General features: G+C 73.4%; 13 protein-coding genes and 1 other RNA gene. 12 read left to right on the forward strand and 2 right to left on the reverse strand.

The features are described 5' to 3' along the window. Positions 1–25: 25 nt before the first annotated feature. Positions 26–2,749, reverse strand: a complete 2,724-nt coding sequence (locus ACIGXM_RS23110) for an FtsK/SpoIIIE domain-containing protein (protein ID WP_396563787.1) — start codon at positions 2,747–2,749, stop codon at positions 26–28. A 386-nt stretch (positions 2,750–3,135) separates the two neighbouring features. On the opposite strand from ACIGXM_RS23110, the gene ACIGXM_RS23115 reads away from it, so the two are divergent. The 3 genes from ACIGXM_RS23115 to prfB all read left to right on the forward strand — a co-directional run bounded on the left by ACIGXM_RS23115 (position 3,136) and on the right by prfB (position 7,579). Continuing rightward, the gene (locus ACIGXM_RS23115; RefSeq protein WP_396563789.1) at positions 3,136–4,986 is read left to right on the forward strand and encodes a protein kinase; all 1,851 of its coding nucleotides are present in this window, start codon (positions 3,136–3,138) and stop codon (positions 4,984–4,986) included. Between the two features lie 198 nt (positions 4,987–5,184). Next, a complete protein-coding gene (locus ACIGXM_RS23120) occupies positions 5,185–6,459 on the forward strand; it encodes a serine/threonine-protein kinase (protein WP_396563790.1) in 1,275 nt (424 codons plus the stop codon). Positions 6,460–6,469: 10 nt separating this feature from the next. Further along, a complete protein-coding gene (gene prfB / locus ACIGXM_RS23125; RefSeq protein ID WP_396563792.1) occupies positions 6,470–7,579 on the forward strand; it encodes a peptide chain release factor 2 in 1,110 nt (369 codons plus the stop codon). A gap of 159 nt (positions 7,580–7,738) precedes the next feature. Here prfB and ACIGXM_RS23130 read toward each other — a convergent pair whose 3' ends face one another. Then, entirely contained in the window at positions 7,739–7,933 is a 195-nt protein-coding gene (locus ACIGXM_RS23130; RefSeq protein ID WP_396563794.1) for a hypothetical protein, read from the reverse strand. 504 nt (positions 7,934–8,437) lie between these two features. On the opposite strand from ACIGXM_RS23130, the gene ftsE reads away from it, so the two are divergent. The 9 genes from ftsE to ACIGXM_RS23175 all read left to right on the forward strand — a co-directional run bounded on the left by ftsE (position 8,438) and on the right by ACIGXM_RS23175 (position 18,800). Then, positions 8,438–9,127, forward strand: a complete 690-nt coding sequence (gene ftsE, locus ACIGXM_RS23135) for a cell division ATP-binding protein FtsE (protein WP_396563796.1) — start codon at positions 8,438–8,440, stop codon at positions 9,125–9,127. Between the two features lie 56 nt (positions 9,128–9,183). Continuing rightward, positions 9,184–10,095 carry a permease-like cell division protein FtsX gene (gene ftsX / locus ACIGXM_RS23140; RefSeq protein ID WP_396563798.1) on the forward strand — a complete coding sequence of 304 codons (912 nt, stop codon included), beginning with the start codon at positions 9,184–9,186 and terminating at the stop codon, positions 10,093–10,095. A gap of 45 nt (positions 10,096–10,140) precedes the next feature. After that, the gene (locus ACIGXM_RS23145) at positions 10,141–11,280 is read left to right on the forward strand and encodes a S41 family peptidase (RefSeq protein ID WP_396563800.1); all 1,140 of its coding nucleotides are present in this window, start codon (positions 10,141–10,143) and stop codon (positions 11,278–11,280) included. 8 nt (positions 11,281–11,288) lie between these two features. After that, positions 11,289–11,765 (forward strand): SsrA-binding protein SmpB, encoded by a 477-nt coding sequence (smpB, locus tag ACIGXM_RS23150; protein WP_396563802.1) that lies wholly within the window; start codon positions 11,289–11,291, stop codon positions 11,763–11,765. Positions 11,766–11,852: 87 nt separating this feature from the next. Next, complete coding sequence (locus tag ACIGXM_RS23155; protein ID WP_396563804.1) at positions 11,853–13,133, forward strand: alpha/beta hydrolase; 1,281 nt, start codon at positions 11,853–11,855, stop codon at positions 13,131–13,133. Between the two features lie 95 nt (positions 13,134–13,228). Then, positions 13,229–13,599, forward strand: a transfer-messenger RNA (tmRNA) gene (gene ssrA, locus ACIGXM_RS23160). A gap of 216 nt (positions 13,600–13,815) precedes the next feature. Next, entirely contained in the window at positions 13,816–16,158 is a 2,343-nt protein-coding gene (locus ACIGXM_RS23165; RefSeq protein WP_396563806.1) for a HelD family protein, read from the forward strand. A 382-nt stretch (positions 16,159–16,540) separates the two neighbouring features. Then, positions 16,541–18,013 (forward strand): NAD-dependent malic enzyme, encoded by a 1,473-nt coding sequence (locus tag ACIGXM_RS23170; protein ID WP_396563808.1) that lies wholly within the window; start codon positions 16,541–16,543, stop codon positions 18,011–18,013. 505 nt (positions 18,014–18,518) lie between these two features. Further along, a complete protein-coding gene (locus tag ACIGXM_RS23175; RefSeq protein WP_396563810.1) occupies positions 18,519–18,800 on the forward strand; it encodes an HU family DNA-binding protein in 282 nt (93 codons plus the stop codon). Positions 18,801–18,934: the final 134 nt, after the last annotated feature.

Here is an 18,934-nt window from a genome sequence, read left to right on the forward strand (position 1 = left end):
CGGTCCCGCCCTTCGGCGTTCTCGGTTACTGGCCGGCCGCCCGTTGCAGGGCGCTGGCCAGCAGGGCCAGGTCGGTCGGGCCGTTGCCCAGCTCACGGACCGGCCGGCGGGTCGGCGGGGCGCCGAGCCGGCCGGGGTCGATGGCCACCACGGTCGGCCGCAGGGTGGCGGTGCGCGGGATGCGTCCGCTCACCCGGGCGGTCTGGAAGGCCACCACGGCGCCGTCCGGCCGGCGCAGGTAGCCCCGGCCGGGGGTCTCCTCGGGCAGCGCGGCGGCGTCGTCCACGTGGACCAGCAGGTCGGAGTCGGCCGGATGGTCGGTGCGCAGCGCGATCCGCCAGAGCGCTGCCTCGTCCAGCTCGCTGCCGGCGCTCTGCTCCGGCCGCCCGGTGGCGGCCACCAGGTGCATGCCCAGCCGGCCACCGCGCTGCGCCACCGCCGCGAGCGCCCGGGCCAGCGGGCGTCCGGCCGGCGAGGTCGGGGCGAGCAGCGCGTCGTAGTCGTCGACCACCACGACCAGCCGGGCCGGCGGCGCGGTGACGGTGGCCACCGCGGCGCGGACGGGCGGCTCCGGCGGGCCGGTCGGCTCGGCCGGGCGCGGCCTCACCACGCCGGCGGTACGGGCCGTCAACGCCTGCTCTGCGTACCAGGAGCCGAACGAGCGGCCCCGGAAGAGCTGCTCGCGCCGGTCCAGCTCGTCCAGCAGGGCGTCGGCGGCGAGCATCGCCTGCCGCGGCTCGGCGGCGGCGTCCAGCTGGCCGGTGACGTGCGGCAGCTCGGCGCAGGCCAGCAGGTCCGGACCGCTGCCGCCGATGAGCTGGACGGTGAGCCGGTCGGGGCGCTCGCCGACCGCCAGCGAGGCGACCAGGGTGCGTAGCAGCTCGCTCTTGCCCGAGCCGCGGGCACCGCCGACCAGCAGGTGGTGCGGGCCGTCCGGCTCGGGGCCGGTGAGGTCGACCGTGCAGAGGTCGTCCCGGGTGGTGCCGAGCAGCGCGGTCGCGGTGCCGGCGGTGGCCGGCAGGGCGGCCCAGCGGGCGGAGAGCTTGGCGGGCGTGACGGTGTCCAGCTCCAGCAGGTCGAGCAGGCGCAGCGCGTCCGGCAGCGGGCCGCGCGAGGTCGCCGCGGCCTCCCGCAGCGGGGCCAGCGCGCGGGCCAGCCGCTCGGCCCAGGCGGCCGGGACCGCGTCCAGCGCGACCTCCTCGACCAGCTCCCGGCCGCCGGCCGGGGTGGGCCGGTCCAGGGTCAGCAGGGTGGCCACCTCACCGGTCACGGTGGCGGTGGCGCCCAGGCCGGCCGGCAGCCGCTCGGTCGTCTCGGCCAGGCAGATCGGCAGGATCCCGGCCGCCGGGCCCTGCCGGAGCAGCAGCCGCAGGGCCTGGCGAGCCGGCTCGGAGCCAGGGTCGCCGTCCACCAGCAGCACGGTGACGGGCGGCACCGGCGGGTCGGTGACCCGGGCGGTCAGCTCGGCCAGCCGTTCCTCGGCCTGGGCGGGGTCGAGGCCGAGCAGCAGCCGGCAGTCCTGGCCGTGGCCGGGGCGCAGGTGCGGCAGCCAGAGCGCCCAGGACCAGTCCTCGGTGCGCTCGCCGGCCGGGCGCTGCTGGTCCGCGCTGACCAGCACCAGGCTCAGGCCGCTCGGCGGGTGCAGGGCGGCGAGCTGGGCGACCAGGGCGCGGGCCAGGCCGTTCAGCCGGGTGCGCGGGCCGGCCAGGCCGAGGCTGCCGGCGGCGCGCAGGTCGACGGTGACCGGGACGGCCGGCAGCAGGGTGCCGGGCGTGGTGCCCGGACCGCCGGGGAGGTCGGCGGTGCCCAGCCGCAGGGTCAGCGCATCGGGGTGGGCGGGAGTCCGCTCCCAGAGCCGGGGGCCGGGGCCGAGCGCGCTGAGCAGCAGGGTGGCCGGGTCGGGGAAGCGCTCGCGCTGGGCGGTGGCCTGCCGGGCGCGGGCCCGGGCGTGCTGCTGGGCGGCGTCGGCGGTGGCGGCGGGGGGCGCGCCGAGGCCGAGCCGGCGGGCGAGCAGCGAGCGGGTGCGGCCGGTGGCGGTGACGGGCGGGGGCTCGGGGGCGTCGGGGGCGGGCGGCTCGGTGCGGGCGGGCGGTGGCGGGGGGCTGACCTGGAGGTGGCCCAAGCCGTCCGGGGTGGTGGCGCGGCGGCTCTCGGTGCCGGGGGCGCCGGCCAGCGTGAGGGTGGTCTCGCCGAGCCGCAGCAGGGCGCCCTCGGGCAGTGGCAGGCCGTCGGCGGGGAGCGGGCGGCCGTCCAGCGTGGTGCCGTTGGTCGAGCCCAGGTCGTGCACGGTGACCGTGCCGTCGTCCGCCAGGTGCAGGGCCAGGTGCAGCCGGGAGACGTCCGGGTCGTCGAGCGGGACGTCGGCCTCGCCGGAGCGGCCGACCCGGATCTGCCGGCCGTGCAGGTGGTGCACCCCGCCGGCGTCCGGGCCGCCGACCACCCGCAGCTCGGCGGCGGCGCCCGAGGTGTGGTCGTCCGGGTCGGCGTCCGGGTCGGGCTCGCCGAGGGCGAGCACGGCGCCGTCCAGCAGCGGGGGGTGGCCGAGCAGGCTGCGTTCGTCGAGCCGCTGTGGCCCCGCGTAGAGGTGCACGTGGGTGGCGCTGCGGGCGCCGCGCACGCCGACCGCGCCGGCCAGGGCGGCGGCGACCACCCCGAGGGCCGTGCCGACCGGCGCGGTGACCAGCACATCGGTGGCGGGGGCGGGGGACGGGCCGCTGCGGGGCCGGAGGACCGTCAGCCGGATCTGCATCTCGCCCGGGGTTCCCCTCTGCTCATGAGGTCGATCTGATGGTGAGGGAACCCCCGCCCGCGGAACAGGCCGGCCGTCGAACGGCCCACGGGAGTGCCAGACCACAGAGTGCTAGTCGTCATCCTGCCACCTGGGGGTGACAGTCCGCGTCCGGTACCGGATTTGACGATCTTGTGATCATCGCCATGTTGGAGCCGACGGAGACTCAGGTCAAGGTGGGTCGGGCCCGGCCGGTGCCGCGGTCCGCGCAGTCCTCCGGGTTCCGTGCAGTCCTCCGGGTCAGGCCGGACGGACCCGGTTAGAGTTGCCGCACAGTACGGGCCGCGGCTCGCGGGCATCGGCAGTGACATCCACAACGGGACATCCGCAGGACGGGAGTGCACCAGGTGCGGCCGGTAGGCAGCAAGTATCTGCTGGAGGAGACGCTCGGGCGCGGTGCCACGGGCACCGTCTGGCGCGGTCGGGTGCGGGAGGACGCCGGCCTGGTGGATCTGCGGCCGGGCCAGCCGGTCGCGATCAAGGTGCTCAAGGAGGAGCTGGCCGCCGACCCGGACATCGTGCTGCGCTTCCTGCGCGAACGCTCGGTGCTGCTCCGGCTCAGCCACCCCAACATCGTCCGGATCCGCGACCTGGTGGTCGAGGGCGAGCTGCTGGCCCTGGTGATGGACCTGGTCGAGGGCCCCGACCTGTACCGCTACCTGCGCGCCAACGGCCCGCTGAGCCCGATCGCCGGGGCCCTGCTGATGGCCCAGATCGCCGACGCCCTGGCGGTCAGCCACGCCGACGGCGTGGTGCACCGCGACCTCAAGCCGGCCAACGTGCTGCTGGCCACCCGGCCGGGCGACGGCGTCCAGGGCGAGCAGATGCACCCGATGCTCACCGACTTCGGCATCGCCCGGCTCGCCGACTCCCCCGGCATCACCCGGACCAGCGAGTTCGTCGGCACCCCCGCCTACGTCGCGCCGGAGTCGGCCGCCGGCCGCCCGCAGACCTCCGCGGTGGACGTCTACGGCGCCGGGATCATGCTGTACGAGCTGGTCACCGGCCGGCCGCCGTTCCTCGGCGACGGGCCGCTGCAGATCCTGCAGGCGCACCTCTCACAGACGCCGCAGCGCCCGCCCGGCATGCCCGAGCCGCTGTGGACCGTGGTGGAGCGCTGCCTGCGCAAGGAGCCGGCCGAGCGGCCGAGCGCCACCTCGCTGGCGCAGGCGCTGCGGGTGGTCGCGGCCGGGATCGGCGTGCACGCCTCGCCCGCCGCGGTGGACGCGGCGCTGGCGGTCGGCGCGCTGCTGGTGCCGGAGGCGCGGCCGGCCGAGGTGCCGGGGACCGCGGAGGCCTTCGCCGGTCCTGGCGGCACCGTGCCGGGCGGCGTGCCGCTGAACACCGGCGAGCCGACCACCGTGCCGGCCGGGCGGTACGACCCGGCGGCGGCCACCCAGGTGATGGCGGCCGGCTCGGCGCCGGCGGCCGGGGACGGGACCAGGGTGATGCCGGCCGGTTCGGCCCCGGTCGCGGCGGACGGCACCCGGGTGATGCCGACCGGGATGTCGGCACCCGGTTCGAACGGGCAGCCGGCGCAGTCGCCGCAGCCCGAGGGCCCGCACCCGTGGCAGACCCAGCTGAGGGCGGCCCGCGACCGCAACCAGCAGACCCAGGTCTTCGCGGCCGAGGACTACGTCGAGCCGCAAGTGGCGCCCCGCCCCTACCAGGCCGGTCACGCGCCGCGCCCGCCGCAGGACGGCTACCCGCAGAACCCGGCGTACGGCTACCAGCCGCAACGGCCCGGTTACCAGCAGGGGACCGACTACGCGGGCTATCCGCCGCCGGCCCCGCGCGGGCGCCAGGAGCGGCCCCCGGTCGCCCCGCCGCCGTACCGGGCCGAGCGCCCGGCCCCGTCCGCCTACCGCGAGCCGCCGCAGTCCGGCCCGGCCTACCCGCCGCCCGCGCCGGCCCGCCGCTCGGAGCCCCCGGCCCCGCGCGAGGTGGAGCGCGAGCGGGAGCGCGAACCCGAGCCCAGGCCGCGCCGCGAGCCGCGCCCGCGCAGCCGCAACCGGATGTACATCCCGGGCCTGGGCTGCCTCAAGGGCTGCCTGATGGTGCTGGTGATCCTGGCGGTGGCCGCGCTGGCGCTGTGGAACTTCACCCCGCTGCCGCACTACTGGGACAACGTGCAGAACTGGTACCACGACACCACCGGGTGGGTCAGCAGCGCCTGGCACTCGATCACCGGTAGCTGACGAAGCGCCACCAACCGGGCGGCAATGGTTCTTTGTCGACATTTCACACAATTTGTCGCAAGCAACCGCCCGCCCGGGTGGCTCCGAGGTGCCACCGAGGGTCCCGGGACGCGTAGGTTGGTCGCTGACGCACCGACCTACCGAGCGCTCCGGGGCCCCAGCGGCGGCCCGGGCGCTCCCGCCGCCCACGGAGCAGCATTGGCACGCAAGATCGGCAGCCGGTACACCGTTCACCAGGTGATCGGCCGGGGGTCCGCCGGCACCGTGTGGCTCGGCGAGGGTCCGGACGGGCCGGTGGCCGTCAAGCTGCTGCGCGAGGACCTCGCGGCCGACCAGGTGCTGGTCGGCCGGTTCGTCCAGGAGCGTGCCGCGCTGACCAGCCTGGACCACCCCCGGGTGGTCGGGGTGCGCGACATGGTGGTGGACGGCGAGGACCTCGCCCTGGTGATGGAGCTGGTGCACGGCACCGACCTGCGCTCCCGGCTGGAGCGCGAGGGGGTGTTCGCCCCGCAGGTCGCCGCCGCCGTGATCGCGGACGTGGCGGACGGGCTGGCCGCCGCGCACGCCGCCGGGATCGTGCACCGGGACGTCAAGCCGGAGAACGTGATGCTCGACCTGGCCGCGCCGGCCGGTCCCGGCGCCGCGCCGCGCGCCAAGCTCACCGACTTCGGCATCGCCCGGCTGGTGGACGCTCCGCGCCGGACCCGGGCCACCCGGATCATCGGCACCCCCGACTACCTCGCCCCCGAGATCATCGAGGGCCTGGAGCCCCGCGCCGCGGTGGACATCTACGCCCTGGCCACCGTGCTCTACGAGCTGCTCGCGGGCTTCACGCCGTTCGGTGGCGGGCACACCGGCGCGGTGCTGCGCCGGCACGTCACGGAGAGCGTGCCACCCGTCCCCGGCCTGCCGGACGGCCTGTGGCGGATCATCGCCGAGTGCCTCGCCAAGGCCCCGGCCTCCCGGCTACGGGCCGCCGAGCTGGCCGAGCGGCTGCGCGAGCAGCTGCCCGCGCTGGCCGGGCTGCCCCCGCTGACGCTGCCCGCGCAGGGCCGGCCGCCCGCCGAGGAGGCGTTGCCCCCGGGCGAGGCGGTGTACGTCGAGGCGGAGACCGGGACGGGCACCCACCGGCGCCAGCGCGGCCCGGCGGTGGCGCTGGTGCCGGCCGCCTCGCCGGACTCCACCCGGGACACCCACACCAGCCTGCGCCGGCCCAGCGCGCAGGAGCTGGCCGGCTACGCCGCCGAGTCCCGCGCCCAGCGCGCGGAGACCGCCGCCACGCACCGCAAGGGCCGCCGGGCGCTGGTGCGCCGGCGCCGGATGCTGGCGGTGCTGCTGGCGGTCGTGCTGCTGCTGGCGGGGGCCGTGGCCGCCTTCACGGCCTTCTCGCACGGCGGCGGCCGGGCCTCCGGCGCACCCGCTCCGAAGCCGGAGGTCAGCTGGTCGGTCCCGGTGCAGCCCGGGAGCCATTAGGCTTGGGGGCGTGGCAGCCGTCGATCCTTCCGAAGAACTCAAGAACCTCGAATCGACCATGGGGTCGATCGAGGCCGTCCTCGACCTGGACCGGATCCGGGCCGACATCGAACGCCTGGAGGAGGAGGCCGCGGCCCCCGACCTGTGGGACGACCTCGCGAACGCGCAGAAGGTGACCAGCCGGCTCTCGTTCCTGCAGGGCGAGCTGCGCCGGGTGGAGAGCCTGCGCAGCCGGATCGCCGACCTGGACGTGCTGTTCGAGCTGGCCGCCGACGAGGGCGACGCGGACACCCTGGCCGAGGCCGGGACCGAGCTGGCCTCGGTCAAGAAGGCGGTCGAGGAGCTGGAGGTCCGTACCCTCCTGTCCGGTGAGTACGACGCCCGCGAGGCCCTGGTCAACATCCGCGCCGAGGCCGGTGGCATCGACGCCGCCGACTTCGCCGAGCAGCTGATGCGCATGTACCTGCGCTGGGCCGAGCGGCACGGCTACCCGACCGAGGTCTACGACACCTCGTACGCCGAGGAGGCGGGCATCAAGTCCGCGACCTTCAGCGTGAAGTCCCCCTACGCCTACGGCACGCTCTCGGTCGAGCAGGGCACCCACCGCCTGGTGCGGATCTCGCCCTTCGACAACCAGGGCCGCCGGCAGACCTCCTTCGCGGGCGTCGAGGTGCTCCCGGTCGTCGAGCAGAGTGACCACGTCGACATCGACGAGGGCGACCTGCGGATCGACGTGTACCGCGCCTCCGGCCCCGGCGGTCAGGGCGTCAACACCACCGACTCGGCGGTCCGGATCACCCACCTGCCGACCGGCATCGTGGTCTCCTGCCAGAACGAGCGCTCGCAGATCCAGAACAAGGCCTCGGCGATGAACGTGCTCCAGGCCAAGCTGCTGGAGCGCCGCCGCCAGGAGGAGAAGGCCGCGATGGACGCGCTGAAGGACGGCGGCAGCTCCTGGGGCAACCAGATGCGCTCCTACGTGCTGCACCCGTACCAGATGGTCAAGGACCTGCGCACCGAGTTCGAGGTGGGCAACCCGCAGGCGGTGCTGGACGGCGACCTGGACGGCTTCATCGAGGCCGGCATCCGCTGGCGCAAGCAGCGCGAGGCCGGCGAGTAACGAGGTCCGGGGCCGGCCTCGATGAACGACCAGCGCGGTATCGAGGCCGGCATCCGCTGGCGCAAGCAGCGCGAGGCCGGCGAGTAACGCTCGGCTACGTCCGGTAGCTACGTCGATGGGCCCGGAGGCACCGCCTCCGGGCCCATCGACGTTCAGTCCTCAGGCCAGCGCCTGCCGGGCGATCACCAGCACCGCCAGCAGCCCCGCCAGCAGCGCGAGCAGCATGACCGGATTGAGCGCGGCGAACGGCCCCTGCTGTTCCTGGAGCCGGGCACGATGGGCGCGGCAGACCGGGCAGCGGCCCTCGCTCACGCGGCCGGCGCAGTTGGCGCACACCAGATGGTCGCATGTCATGCGATCTCCTCCTTGCTGCTACAGCCAACGCACCGGGCGGGCTCCTGGTTCCTGCCCGTGCCCCGGGCGGGGGAGCGGCGAACCACGGCCCGCGCGGGGTTTCCCCTCTACTGTGCCAGGTTCCACGGGATCCGGCGCCCGGGCACCGGAAGCCGACCGTCAAAGCCCGGTCGAAATTGTCCCATAAGCGACATAATTCACACCAGTCCACGCCGCTGCTGTGAATTGGCTCGCAATTTTCCGCTCATTCCCCCGCAAGAGCGGACAATCCATCAGCTTTTCCGGGTGTGGGCGCTGCGGGGTCTCAGCCGGGTCGCGTATGGTCCCAAGCCGGGGGAGTGGCCGAGACCGCTCCCGCCGTCCGCCCTCGGCCGGATGCGGGGGGCGGGACCGACCGAGGAACGGCGCCGCGCGGCAGCTCTCCGGCTCCAAGTAACGATCTGGTCACGGAGGTTCGTCCGAGCCGGCAGTCGTTCCGCCTAGGATGGCCCCCGTGATGCAGCCGTGATCAGATTCGACAACGTTTCCAAGACCTATCCCAAGCAGAACCGCCCCGCCCTGTCGGAGGTCTCGCTGGAGATCGAGAAGGGCGAGTTCGTCTTCCTGGTCGGCTCCTCCGGCTCCGGGAAGTCCACCTTCCTGCGCCTCTGCCTGCGCGAGGAGCGGCCGAGCACCGGTGCGGTGCACGTCCTCGGCAAGGACCTGGGCAAGCTGTCCAACTGGAAGGTGCCGCACATGCGGCGCCAACTGGGCACCGTCTTCCAGGACTTCCGCCTGCTGCCGAACAAGACCGTGGCGCAGAACGTGGCGTTCGCGCTGGAGGTCATCGGCAAGCCGAAGAGCGCCATCGCCAAGGTGGTGCCCGAGGTGCTCGACCTGGTCGGCCTCGGCGGCAAGGAGGACCGGATGCCCGGCGAGCTCTCCGGTGGTGAGCAGCAGCGCGTGGCGATCGCCCGGGCCTTCGTCAACCGCCCGATGCTGCTGATCGCGGACGAGCCGACCGGCAACCTGGACCCGCAGAACTCGGTCGGCATCATGAAGCTGCTCGACCGGATCAACCGCACCGGGACCACGGTGCTGATGGCCACCCACGACCAGGCCATCGTCGACCAGATGCGCAAGCGCGTGATCGAACTCGACAAGGGGCTCCTGGTCCGTGACCAGGTCCGCGGCGTCTACGGATACCAGCACTAGCCGGCCCTTCCGTTGATGCCGTCGGCCCACCAGCACTGACCCTGGAGTAAACAGCAATGCGCGCCCAGTTCGTCCTGTCGGAGATCGGAGTCGGTCTCCGCCGCAACCTGACGATGACCATCGCGGTCGTGGTCAGTGTCGCGCTCTCCCTCGCGCTCGCCGGTGCCAGCCTCCTGGTCCGCGACCAGGTCAACTCCATGAAGGGGTACTGGTACGACAAGGTCGAGGTGAGCATCTACTTCTGCACCAAGGCCGATGCCAAGACCTCGCCGCAGTGCGCCTCCGGCGCGGCCACCGACGACCAGATCGCCGCCGTCAAGGCGGCCCTGGACAAGATGACGCCGCTGGTCAAGTCGGCCACCTTCGAGACCCAGGCGGAGGCCTACAAGAACTGGAAGGCGATGAACCCGAACAACGCGCTTGTTTCGGTTCTCGGCGCGGACGCCATCCCGTCCTCCTGGCGGGTCAAGCTCAACGACCCCACCCGGTTCGACGTCATCCAGAGCGCCTTCGCCGGCCAGCCCGGCGTCCGTTCGGTGGAGGACGAGCGGCAGATCCTGGAGAACCTCTTCGGGCTGCTCAACGGCCTGCAGACGGCGGCCTTCGTGATCATGGTGCTGATGCTCTCGGTGGCCCTGCTGCTGATCGTCAACACCGTCCGGGTGTCGGCCTTCAGCAGGCGCCGGGAGACCGGCATCATGCGCCTGGTCGGTGCCTCCAACTTCTACGTGCAGATGCCGTTCATCGCGGAGGCGGCGTTCTCCGCGCTACTCGGCGCCGTCTTCGCCTCCTGCCTGCTATTGATCGGCAACTACGGCGTGCAGCACTGGCTGGCCAACAAGGTCCAGTTCATCCACTTCATCGGCCTCTCCTCGGTGCTCGCGGTGATCCCGCTGCTGATCGTGGCCGGTATGGCGATGGCGGCGGTGGCGGCCTTCCTGACCCTGCGCAAGTACCTCAAGGTCTAGCAAGGGGCCTCGGGAAGTGGGACGGGAGCCCTAGACTCCCGTCCCATGGCCGCATGCTCACGGCGGGTGCGCCGAGGAGCCGCCCTCACGCTGGTGTTCGGCGTGGTGCTGCTCGGCGGGGTGGTGGCCGGGGGCCGGGACGGTGGCGGACCGTCGCTCGACCGCCGGGCGTTCGACTGCTGCGGCGACCGGTGGGCCGCGCGCTACAGCCCGGAGGACTACGCCGAGTTCGCCCAGGGCCTGGCCGGCGAGTACCTGGGCGTCGGCCTCTCGGTGGAGCGGGCGCCGGATGGCGCCACCCTCGTCTCCCAGGTACGACCGGGCGGTCCGGCCGCGGGTGCGGGCCTCGCGGTCGGCGACCGGCTGCTCGCGGTGGACGGCACGGCGGCCGACCCGCTGCCGGTCACCGAGGTGGTGGCCCGGCTGCGCGGGCGGGCCGGTCCGTGGCTCGGACGCGGCCGCGCGGCCGGCCCGGGTACGTCCGTGCTGCTCACCGTGGGCCACCGGGACGGCCCGCCGCGCCAGGTGACCCTGTGCCGCACCGTGCTCGCCACCCAGGACGTCACCGCCGACCGGCCGGCCACCGGCGTGCTGCGGATCACCGTGCGTGCCTTCACCAGCGGCGTCGGCGAGCAGATCCGGCAGGCCGTCCGGACGGCCGCCGGCCCGCCGTCGCGCCGCGGTGTCGTGCTCGACCTGCGCGGCAACTCCGGTGGCCTGGTGGCCGAGGCGGTCGCCGCGGCCTCGGTCTTCCTGGACGGCGGACCGGTCGCCTCCTACCGGTCGGGCGGCGAGCAGCGGGAGTTGGCCGCGACGCCCGGTGGCGACACCCGCACCCCGCTGGTGGTGCTGGTGGACGGCGGCACGATGAGCGCGGCCGAACTGCTCACCGGCGCGCTGCAGGACCGTTGCCGGGCGGTGGTGGTGGGCAGCCGCACCTTCGGCAAGGGCACCGTGCAGCAGCCCAGCCGGCTGGCCGACGGTTCGGTGCTGGAGCTGACCGTGGGCCACTACCTCACCCCCGACGGACGTTCCCCGGACGGCACCGGGCTGCTCCCCGACGTGGTCGCCGCCGACCCCGGGCAGGCCGGGCAGTTGGCGCTGCGGGTGCTGGCCGGTCTGGGCGGCGGACCGGGGGGTGCCGGTAAAGCTGCTGCCGATCACGCGGCCGAGGTGCGAGAATGATCGGCGCTATGGCAAAGGAAACGGGACAGAAGCTGATCGCGCAGAACAAGAAGGCGCGACACGAGTACACCATCCTGGACACCTACGAGTGCGGGATGGTCCTCACCGGCACCGAGGTGAAGTCGCTGCGCGAGGGCCGGGCCAACCTGGTGGACGGCTACGCCTACACCCAGGGCCACGAGGTCTGGATCGACAACGTCTTCATCCCCGAGTACACCCAGGGGACGTGGACCAACCACTCGGCGCGGCGCAAGCGCAAGCTGCTGCTGCACAAGCTGGAGATCCGCAAGCTGGAGGCGAAGACCAAGGAGACCGGGCACACCCTGGTCCCGCTGTCGATGTACTTCAAGGATGGCCGGGTGAAGCTGGAGCTGGCGCTCGCGGTCGGCAAGAAGCTCTACGACAAGCGGCAGACGCTGCGCGAGCAGCAGGACACCCGGGAGACCGCGCGGGCGGTCGCCGCGGCCCGGCGGCGGCAGCGCTGACCCCGGTTTGTCCCGGTCCGGTACCAGACGTGTCCGCGTTTCCGCAGCACAGCGCGGTTTCCCAGATACGGTAAGTACCATCCCCGCATGAACGTCTCGCTGTTGGACGGCTGGTTCCCGTGGACCATCCAGCTCGCGGCCGGGGTCGCGATGCTCGCCGCCCTGGGCTGGCGCGACCGGCGGTGGCGGCGACGCCGCGCGCCGCTCGCGCTGCTCGTCGCCGCCGTGCTCACCGCTGCCGCCGCCGTCGCCGCGGTCCGGCTGGGCGGGGTCACCGACCCGTTGCCGGTCGCGCTCTGGATCTGGCTGGGCGTCGCGGTGGCCGCGCTGGTCGTGCTGGTGGTCGGCTGGACCCGCGCGCGCTGGTGGCACCGGCTGATGGCGCCGGTCGCGGCGCTGCTGGCGGTGGTCGCCGGCGCCAACGCGCTGAACGTCTCCACGGGCTACTTCCCCACCGTCGACGACGCGATCGGCGAGCTCAGCGGGGCGCCGCTGCCGCAGCAGGTGACCCTCGGCCAGCTCGGCTCGCTCACCGGCAAGACCACCACCGGCCGGATCGTCCAGGTGGACATCCCGGACACCGCCAGCGGCTTCGCGCACCGCCCGGAGCTGGTCTACCTGCCGCCCGCGTGGTTCCGCAGCAAGACCCGGCCCAAGCTGCCGGTGCTGGAGATGATCGGCGGGGAGTACGCGGCGCCGGACAACTGGGTGCGGGCCGGTGACGCGGTGCAGACCGCCGACGCCTACGCGGCGAAGCACGGCGGCTACGCACCGGTGCTGGTGTTCACCGACGCGACCGGCGGGTTCAAGGTGGACACCGAATGCGTCGACGGCCCGAACGGAAACGCCGAGGACCATCTGGTCAAGGACATCCCGCCGTACATCGAGAAGACCTTCGACACCTCCACCGACCCCAGGAAGTGGGGAGTGGCCGGCTGGTCCATGGGCGGCACCTGCGCGATCGACCTCACGGTCGAGCACCCCAACGTCTTCACGCATTTCGAGGACATCTCCGGCGACCTCGGTCCGAACACCGGAAACAAGCAGCAGACCATAGCCGGGCTGTACGGGGGCAGTGAGGCGGCCTGGGCGGCGCACGACCCGATGACCGTGCTGGCGCACCACCCGAAGTTCAAGAACGTCTCCGGCTGGTTCGAGAGCGGCGACCAGGAGAGCCAGCACATCCAGCAGGCCAACGAGCTGGACGCGGAGGCCCGCAAGGACGGCATCAAGGCCAGCGTGACGGTCGAGCCGGGCCGGCACTCCTGGCAGTTCGCCGCCACCGCGTTCGCCGAGGCACTGCCCTGGCTGGCCCAGCAGCTGGGCACCCCGGGCCCGCACCAGGCACCGTTGCCCGACAAGGTGTAATGCGCTGGACCGCTCCTCGCCGATGCGCGTACCATGGGCCGAGCAGCACGGGCGGGTCCTCCCGACCGGAGCTGTGCTGTTTCTCAAAAAAACATGGGGATGATCGGTTTCGACAGGGGAAGTCGAAACAGGAGAAGCGAGCCGAGGAACGCGGCAATGATCTCGTTAACCATCTGCCGCAAAAAAATAATCGCCAACACCAAGCGCGATTCCTTCGCCCTCGCTGCCTAAGCAGCGACTGGCGTGGTGTCAGACCGGAGCGTTCCCGATCCGGACCCTGGCATAATCTAGGGAACTCAACCTTCCACCCGGGCTGCGCGGGTGGCGGGGAAATCAAACAGCAGCTGGGCCTGTTGGCGGCTTGTCCGCGTGACCGCCAGGGCCGAGAAAAGCACAGCGGACTGCGCTCGGAGAAGTCCTGAATCCACTCCACTGGACCCGGGTTCGATTCCCGGCATCTCCACCGTCCCATGTGCACCCAGGCCGTCCTCCACCCGGAGGGCGGCCTTCGTGTTTCCGGCCCCCTCGTCGGGGAGGCAGGGCGTGCGTCCCCGACGACGAGCCCCGGGGCGTACCGGGAGAGGACGGGTGTGCGCCGGAGGACGTAGGATCGTCCGTCCGCCGTTCACGACGGCGGCACGCCACCACCTCTCCACCGCAGGACCGTACGACAGGGGGCTCCTTGGGCGCGCACGACACAGCCCGGCAGCACACAGCCACGACCACCGGCGGCACCGGGGCCGGGCCGGCCACCGCGGCCGAGACTCTCCGGGACCGGGAGATCGCCGGTGAGCAGCGGCACCTCGACACCGTGTACCAGCGGCTGGAGGAGAAGCTCGCCGAGGCCGAGTACGTCCTGGAGGACGCGGCCAAGCGGGTCCAGGTCGGCACGCCCGGCGCGCTCGCCGAGCGGGACGCCCAGGTCTACCGGGCCGGCGCGCACCTGCACCGGCTCAACAGCGAGTTCGAGGACTTCCTGTTCGGCCGGATCGACCTCCAGCAGGCCGACGCCCCCGAGGAGCACGGGATCCCGTCCTTCACCCCGCTGGACGCGACCGACCCGACCGTGGCGCAGACCCTGCACATCGGCCGGCTCGGCGTGCTGGACGCCGAGTACGGCCCGCTGGTGATCGACTGGCGGGCGCCCGCCGCGGCGCCCTTCTACCGGGCCACCCCGCTGGAGCCGGGCCGGGTGCTGCGCCGCCGGGTGATCCGCTCCAAGGGCCGCAAGGTGCTCGGCGTCGAGGACGACCTGCTGCGCCCGGACCTGGCCCCGACCCTGCACGGCGAGGAACTCGCGGTGATCGGCGACGGCGCCCTGATGGCCTCGCTCGGCCGGGCCCGCAGCCACACCATGCGCGACATCGTCTCCTCGATCCAGAAGGAGCAGGACGAGGTCATCCGGGCGCCCGCCGCGGGCGCCACCCTGGTCACCGGCGGCCCCGGCACCGGCAAGACCGCGGTGGCGCTGCACCGCGCCGCCTTCCTGCTCTACCAGGACCGCCGACGCTACGCGGGCGGCATCCTGGTGGTCAGCCCGACCGCGCTGCTGGTCTCCTACACCGAGGGCGTGCTGCCCTCGCTCGGCGAGGAGGGCCAGGTCGCCATCCGGGCGGTCGGCAGCCTGGTCGACGGCGTCGAGGCCGAGCGCTACGACACTCCCGAGGTCAGCCGGATCAAGGGCTCGGCCCGGATGGTCCAGCTGCTGCGTCGGGCCGCCCGGGCCGCGCTGGAGCTGGACGCGCCGACCGAGCTCAAGGTGGCGGCCCGCGGCGAGGTGCTGCGGTTGGACACGGCCCGGCTGCGCGCGGTGCGCGGCAACGTGGTGGGTGGTGGCGGCACCCCGCTCAACCTGCTCCGCCCGCGGGCCCGCCGGCTGCTGCTGGACGCGCTCTGGGCCGAGGCGGTGCGCGACCTGCCCAAGCCGACCGACCACTTCGCCCGGGAGCAGCGGCAGGAGGAGAAGGAGTCCTTCGACGACTACGTCTCGGACGAGGCGGTGTTCCAGGACTTCCTGGAGGCCTGGTGGCCGACGCTGAGCCCGCGCCAGGTGCTGGCCACGCTGCGCCGCCACCGGCACACCAACCGGATCGCCCGGCGGGCGGTCACCCCGGAGGAGGCCAGGCTGCTGGCCGACTCCTGGCGGCAGCTGGGCGACCGCGGCGAGGGCGCGCTCTCGTCGCACGACGTGGCGCTCCTGGACGAGCTGCGGGTGCTGCTCGGCGAGCCGGCCCGGCCGAAGGTCCGCGAGGTGGACGCGATCGACCTGCTGACCGGTCTGGACGAGGTCACCACCTACGCCGACCGCAGCTCGCGGCAGCGCGAGCGGGGGCCGGTGGAGCGCACCGAGTACGCGCACGTGATCGTGGACGAGGCGCAGGACCTCACCCCGATGCAGTGGCGGATGATCGGGCGCCGCGCGCGGATGGCCACCTGGACCATCGTGGGCGACCCGGCGCAGAGCTCCTGGCCGTTCCCGCAGGAGGCGCAGGCCGCGCTGGACGAGGTGCTGTCCGGCAAGCCGCGCCGCCGCTACACGCTGACCGTCAACTACCGGAACCCGGCCGAGATCGCCGAGGTCGCGGCGGCGGTGCTGGCGCTGGCCGCGCCGGGCACGCCGGCGCCCAGTGCGGTGCGCTCGACCGGGATCGAGCCGCGGTTCGCCGCGGTGGCCTCGGCGGAGCCGGCCGACTTCGCGGCGGCGGCCCGGGCCGAGCTGGTCCGGCTGCTCGGCGAGGTGGACGGCACGGTGGCGGTCGTGGTGCCGATGGACCGTCGTGAGGAGGCGGCCACCTGGGTGGCCGGGCTGGGCGACCGCGCGGTGGCGCTGGGCAGCCTGGAGGCCAAGGGCCTGGAGTACGACGCGACGGTGGTCGCCGACCCGACCGGCATCGCCGGCGAGTCCGAGGCCGGGCTGCGGGTGCTCTACGTCGCGCTGACCCGGGCCACCCAGCGGCTGACCGTGCTCTCCGGTCCTGACGACCTGCCGGACGCCGCCGGCGTGCCGGCCCTGCTGCGCGGCTGAGCGCCCGTCAACGACTGTGGCCCCCACCATCGGTGGGGGCCACAGTCCTACGTTGGTGACACCGACCCGCCATGCTCGCCTCGCGGCAAGTGGTCGCTCGAAGCGACTAAGGTTGGGCCCGGGGGCTTGGATCGAGCCGGTGTCTCGTCCAATGTAACCCATCGGCCCCGCGTGACAATCCCGCGGCGGCGGATTTTCCGGCGGAAGGTCCAGCCGGCCGGACCCCGCGTTGTCGGTTCCGTGCAATCAATGAACGTTATTTCTGGCTACCCGCTGGTAGGTGCGACGATCGAGGCCTACGATGCGCAAGGCGCTGCATCAACAAGTTGTTGAAGACGGCCTGGCCAGCACAAACCCCTCAGTGGACGGAAGAAGGACGTCGATGGCGACGGTGCCCAGTGTCTCCAACTCGATCACGGTGCGGCTGGAGGTCCCGGCCAGCGGCAACGCCGTCAGCAACATCACCACCGCCGTGGAGTCCTCCGGCGGTTCGGTGACCGGTCTGGACGTCACCGCCTCCGGCCTGGAGGCGCTGCGGATCGACGTGACGGTGGCCGCCGCGTCGGTGGCGCACGGCGAGGAGATCGTCGAGAAGCTGCGGGCGATCGACGGCGTGACGATCGGCAAGGTCTCGGACCGCACCTTCCTGATGCACCTCGGTGGCAAGATCGAGATGTCCTCGAAGCTGCCGATCCGCAACCGCGACGATCTGTCGATGATCTACACCCCGGGCGTCGCCCGGGTCTGCATGGCGATCGCGGAGAACCCCGAGGACGCCCGCCGGCTCACCATCAAGCGCAACAGCGTCGCGGTGGTCACCGACGGCTCGGCGGTGCTCGGCCTCGGCAACATCGGCCCGCAGGCCGCGCTGCCGGTGATGGAGGGGAAGGCCGCCCTCTTCAAGCGGTTCGCCGGCATCGACGCCTGGCCGATCTGCCTGGACACCCAGGACGCCGACGAGATCGTGGCCATCGTCAAGGCGATCGCCCCCGGCTTCGCCGGGATCAACCTGGAGGACATCTCCGCGCCGCGCTGCTTCGAGATCGAGGCCCGGCTGCGCGAGGCGCTGGACATCCCGGTCTTCCACGACGACCAGCACGGCACCGCGATCGTGGTGCTGGCCGCGCTGACCAACGCCCTGCGGGTGGTCGGCAAGGAGATCGGCGACATCCGGGTGGTGATGTCGGGCGCCGGCGCGGCCGGCACCGCGATCCTCAAGCTGCTGCTGGCCGCCGGCGTCGAGCACGCCACCGTGGCGGACGTCCGCGGCGTGGTGCACAGCGGCCGGGACGACCTCAACGACTCGCTGCGCTGGATCGCCGAGCACACCAACCGCTCGGGCCGCACCGGCAGCCTCAAGGAGGCGGTGGCCGACGCGGACGTCTTCATCGGCGTCTCGGCCCCGAACGTGCTGGACGGCGACGACATCGCCTCGATGGCCCCCGACGCGATCGTCTTCGCGCTGGCCAACCCGGACCCGGAGGTGGACCCGGCGGTGGCCCGGCAGACCGCCGCCGTGGTGGCCACCGGCCGCAGTGACTTCCCCAACCAGATCAACAACGTGCTGGTCTTCCCCGGCGTCTTCCGTGGCCTGCTGGACGCGCAGAGCCGGACGGTGAACACCGAGATGATGATCGCCGCGGCTCGGGCGCTCGCCACCACGGTCACCGACGACCAGTTGAACGCCAACTACATCATCCCCAGCGTCTTCCACCCCGAGGTGGCGAAGACGGTGGCCGCGGCCGTGCGGGACGCCGCGCTGGCGGCCGGCGGCGACGACAAGGCCCCGGCCCGGCCCACCCCGGGCATCGTCGGGACCCTGGACACCGCGTCCTTCCCGGTCGTCAGGCTCTGACCTCGAACGATCCTTCCGGGGCGGGTTTCGGTCGATCACTTGGCCGATTCCCGCCCCTGTTCGTCGGAGCGGGTCCGAACCCTTGCGACACAAGGGGAAGGGGCGTGTTTGGGCTTGTCCCCGTCAGGGCGTACGGTAGCCCTGCACGGGGCAGGCGTGTCCGACAAGTACGGAACGTCCCCCAACCACTCGGCGAGTCGTTCCCGGCCGCCGCCCCAGCCGGTCCGCCGGTGCCGACGGAGCGTCACAGCTGCGGACGGGGGGCGCCGTTCGGGGTGGACGGCCGAGGCCCGATTGGCTTTCTCGGGGCCGGAAAGGGCAGGATTCGTACCCAGGCAGGCGCGTGAGCAGGACTGGCACGCTGCGCGGCGGGGGCACGAGCCGGGCCCTGACCACCAGCCGCCTGAAGGAGCCCAGTGTGCGGACCAGCGGCCCACCCGGCGTCCCCGGAGGGACGACCGATGGAGCCCCCGCACACCGCAACGAACAGACCACAGGAGTACACATGAACCGCAGTGAGCTGGTGGCCGCTCTGTCCGAGCGCGCCGAGGTGACCCGCAAGGACGCCGACGCCGTGCTGGCGGCCTTCGCCGAGGTCGTCGGCGAGGTTGTTGCGAAGGGCGACGAGAAGGTCACCATCCCCGGTTTCCTGACCTTCGAGCGCACCCACCGCGCCGCCCGCACCGCCCGCAACCCGCAGACCGGCGAGCCGATCCAGATCGAGGCCGGCTACAGCGCCAAGGTGAGCGCGGGCTCCAAGCTCAAGGAAGCCGCCAAGGGCAAGTGACCCGGCACTGAGCGGGGGGGGGGCGGGCGGGCCCCCCCCCCCCCGGGGGGGGGCCGCCCCCCGCGGGGGGGGGGGCGGGCGGGGAGCGGACCCGCCGACCAAGAAACGCCCCCCCCCCCCGTGACGGCCCGGGG

It is taken from the genome of Kitasatospora sp. NPDC052896 (assembly GCF_044547075.1).
GTDB lineage: Bacteria > Actinomycetota > Actinomycetes > Streptomycetales > Streptomycetaceae > Kitasatospora.

Coding starts and splice junctions, on each gene's coding strand:
- ACIGXM_RS23110 (WP_396563787.1), bottom strand. CDS start 2,749: ATGCAGATCCGGCTGACGGTCCTCCGGCCCCGCAGCGGCCCGTCCCCC.
- ACIGXM_RS23130 (WP_396563794.1), bottom strand. CDS start 7,933: ATGACATGCGACCATCTGGTGTGCGCCAACTGCGCCGGCCGCGTGAGC.
- ftsX (WP_396563798.1), top strand. CDS start 9,184: ATGCGCGCCCAGTTCGTCCTGTCGGAGATCGGAGTCGGTCTCCGCCGC.
- ACIGXM_RS23145 (WP_396563800.1), top strand. CDS start 10,141: ATGGCCGCATGCTCACGGCGGGTGCGCCGAGGAGCCGCCCTCACGCTG.
- smpB (WP_396563802.1), top strand. CDS start 11,289: ATGGCAAAGGAAACGGGACAGAAGCTGATCGCGCAGAACAAGAAGGCG.
- ACIGXM_RS23155 (WP_396563804.1), top strand. CDS start 11,853: ATGAACGTCTCGCTGTTGGACGGCTGGTTCCCGTGGACCATCCAGCTC.
- ACIGXM_RS23170 (WP_396563808.1), top strand. CDS start 16,541: ATGGCGACGGTGCCCAGTGTCTCCAACTCGATCACGGTGCGGCTGGAG.
- ACIGXM_RS23175 (WP_396563810.1), top strand. CDS start 18,519: ATGAACCGCAGTGAGCTGGTGGCCGCTCTGTCCGAGCGCGCCGAGGTG.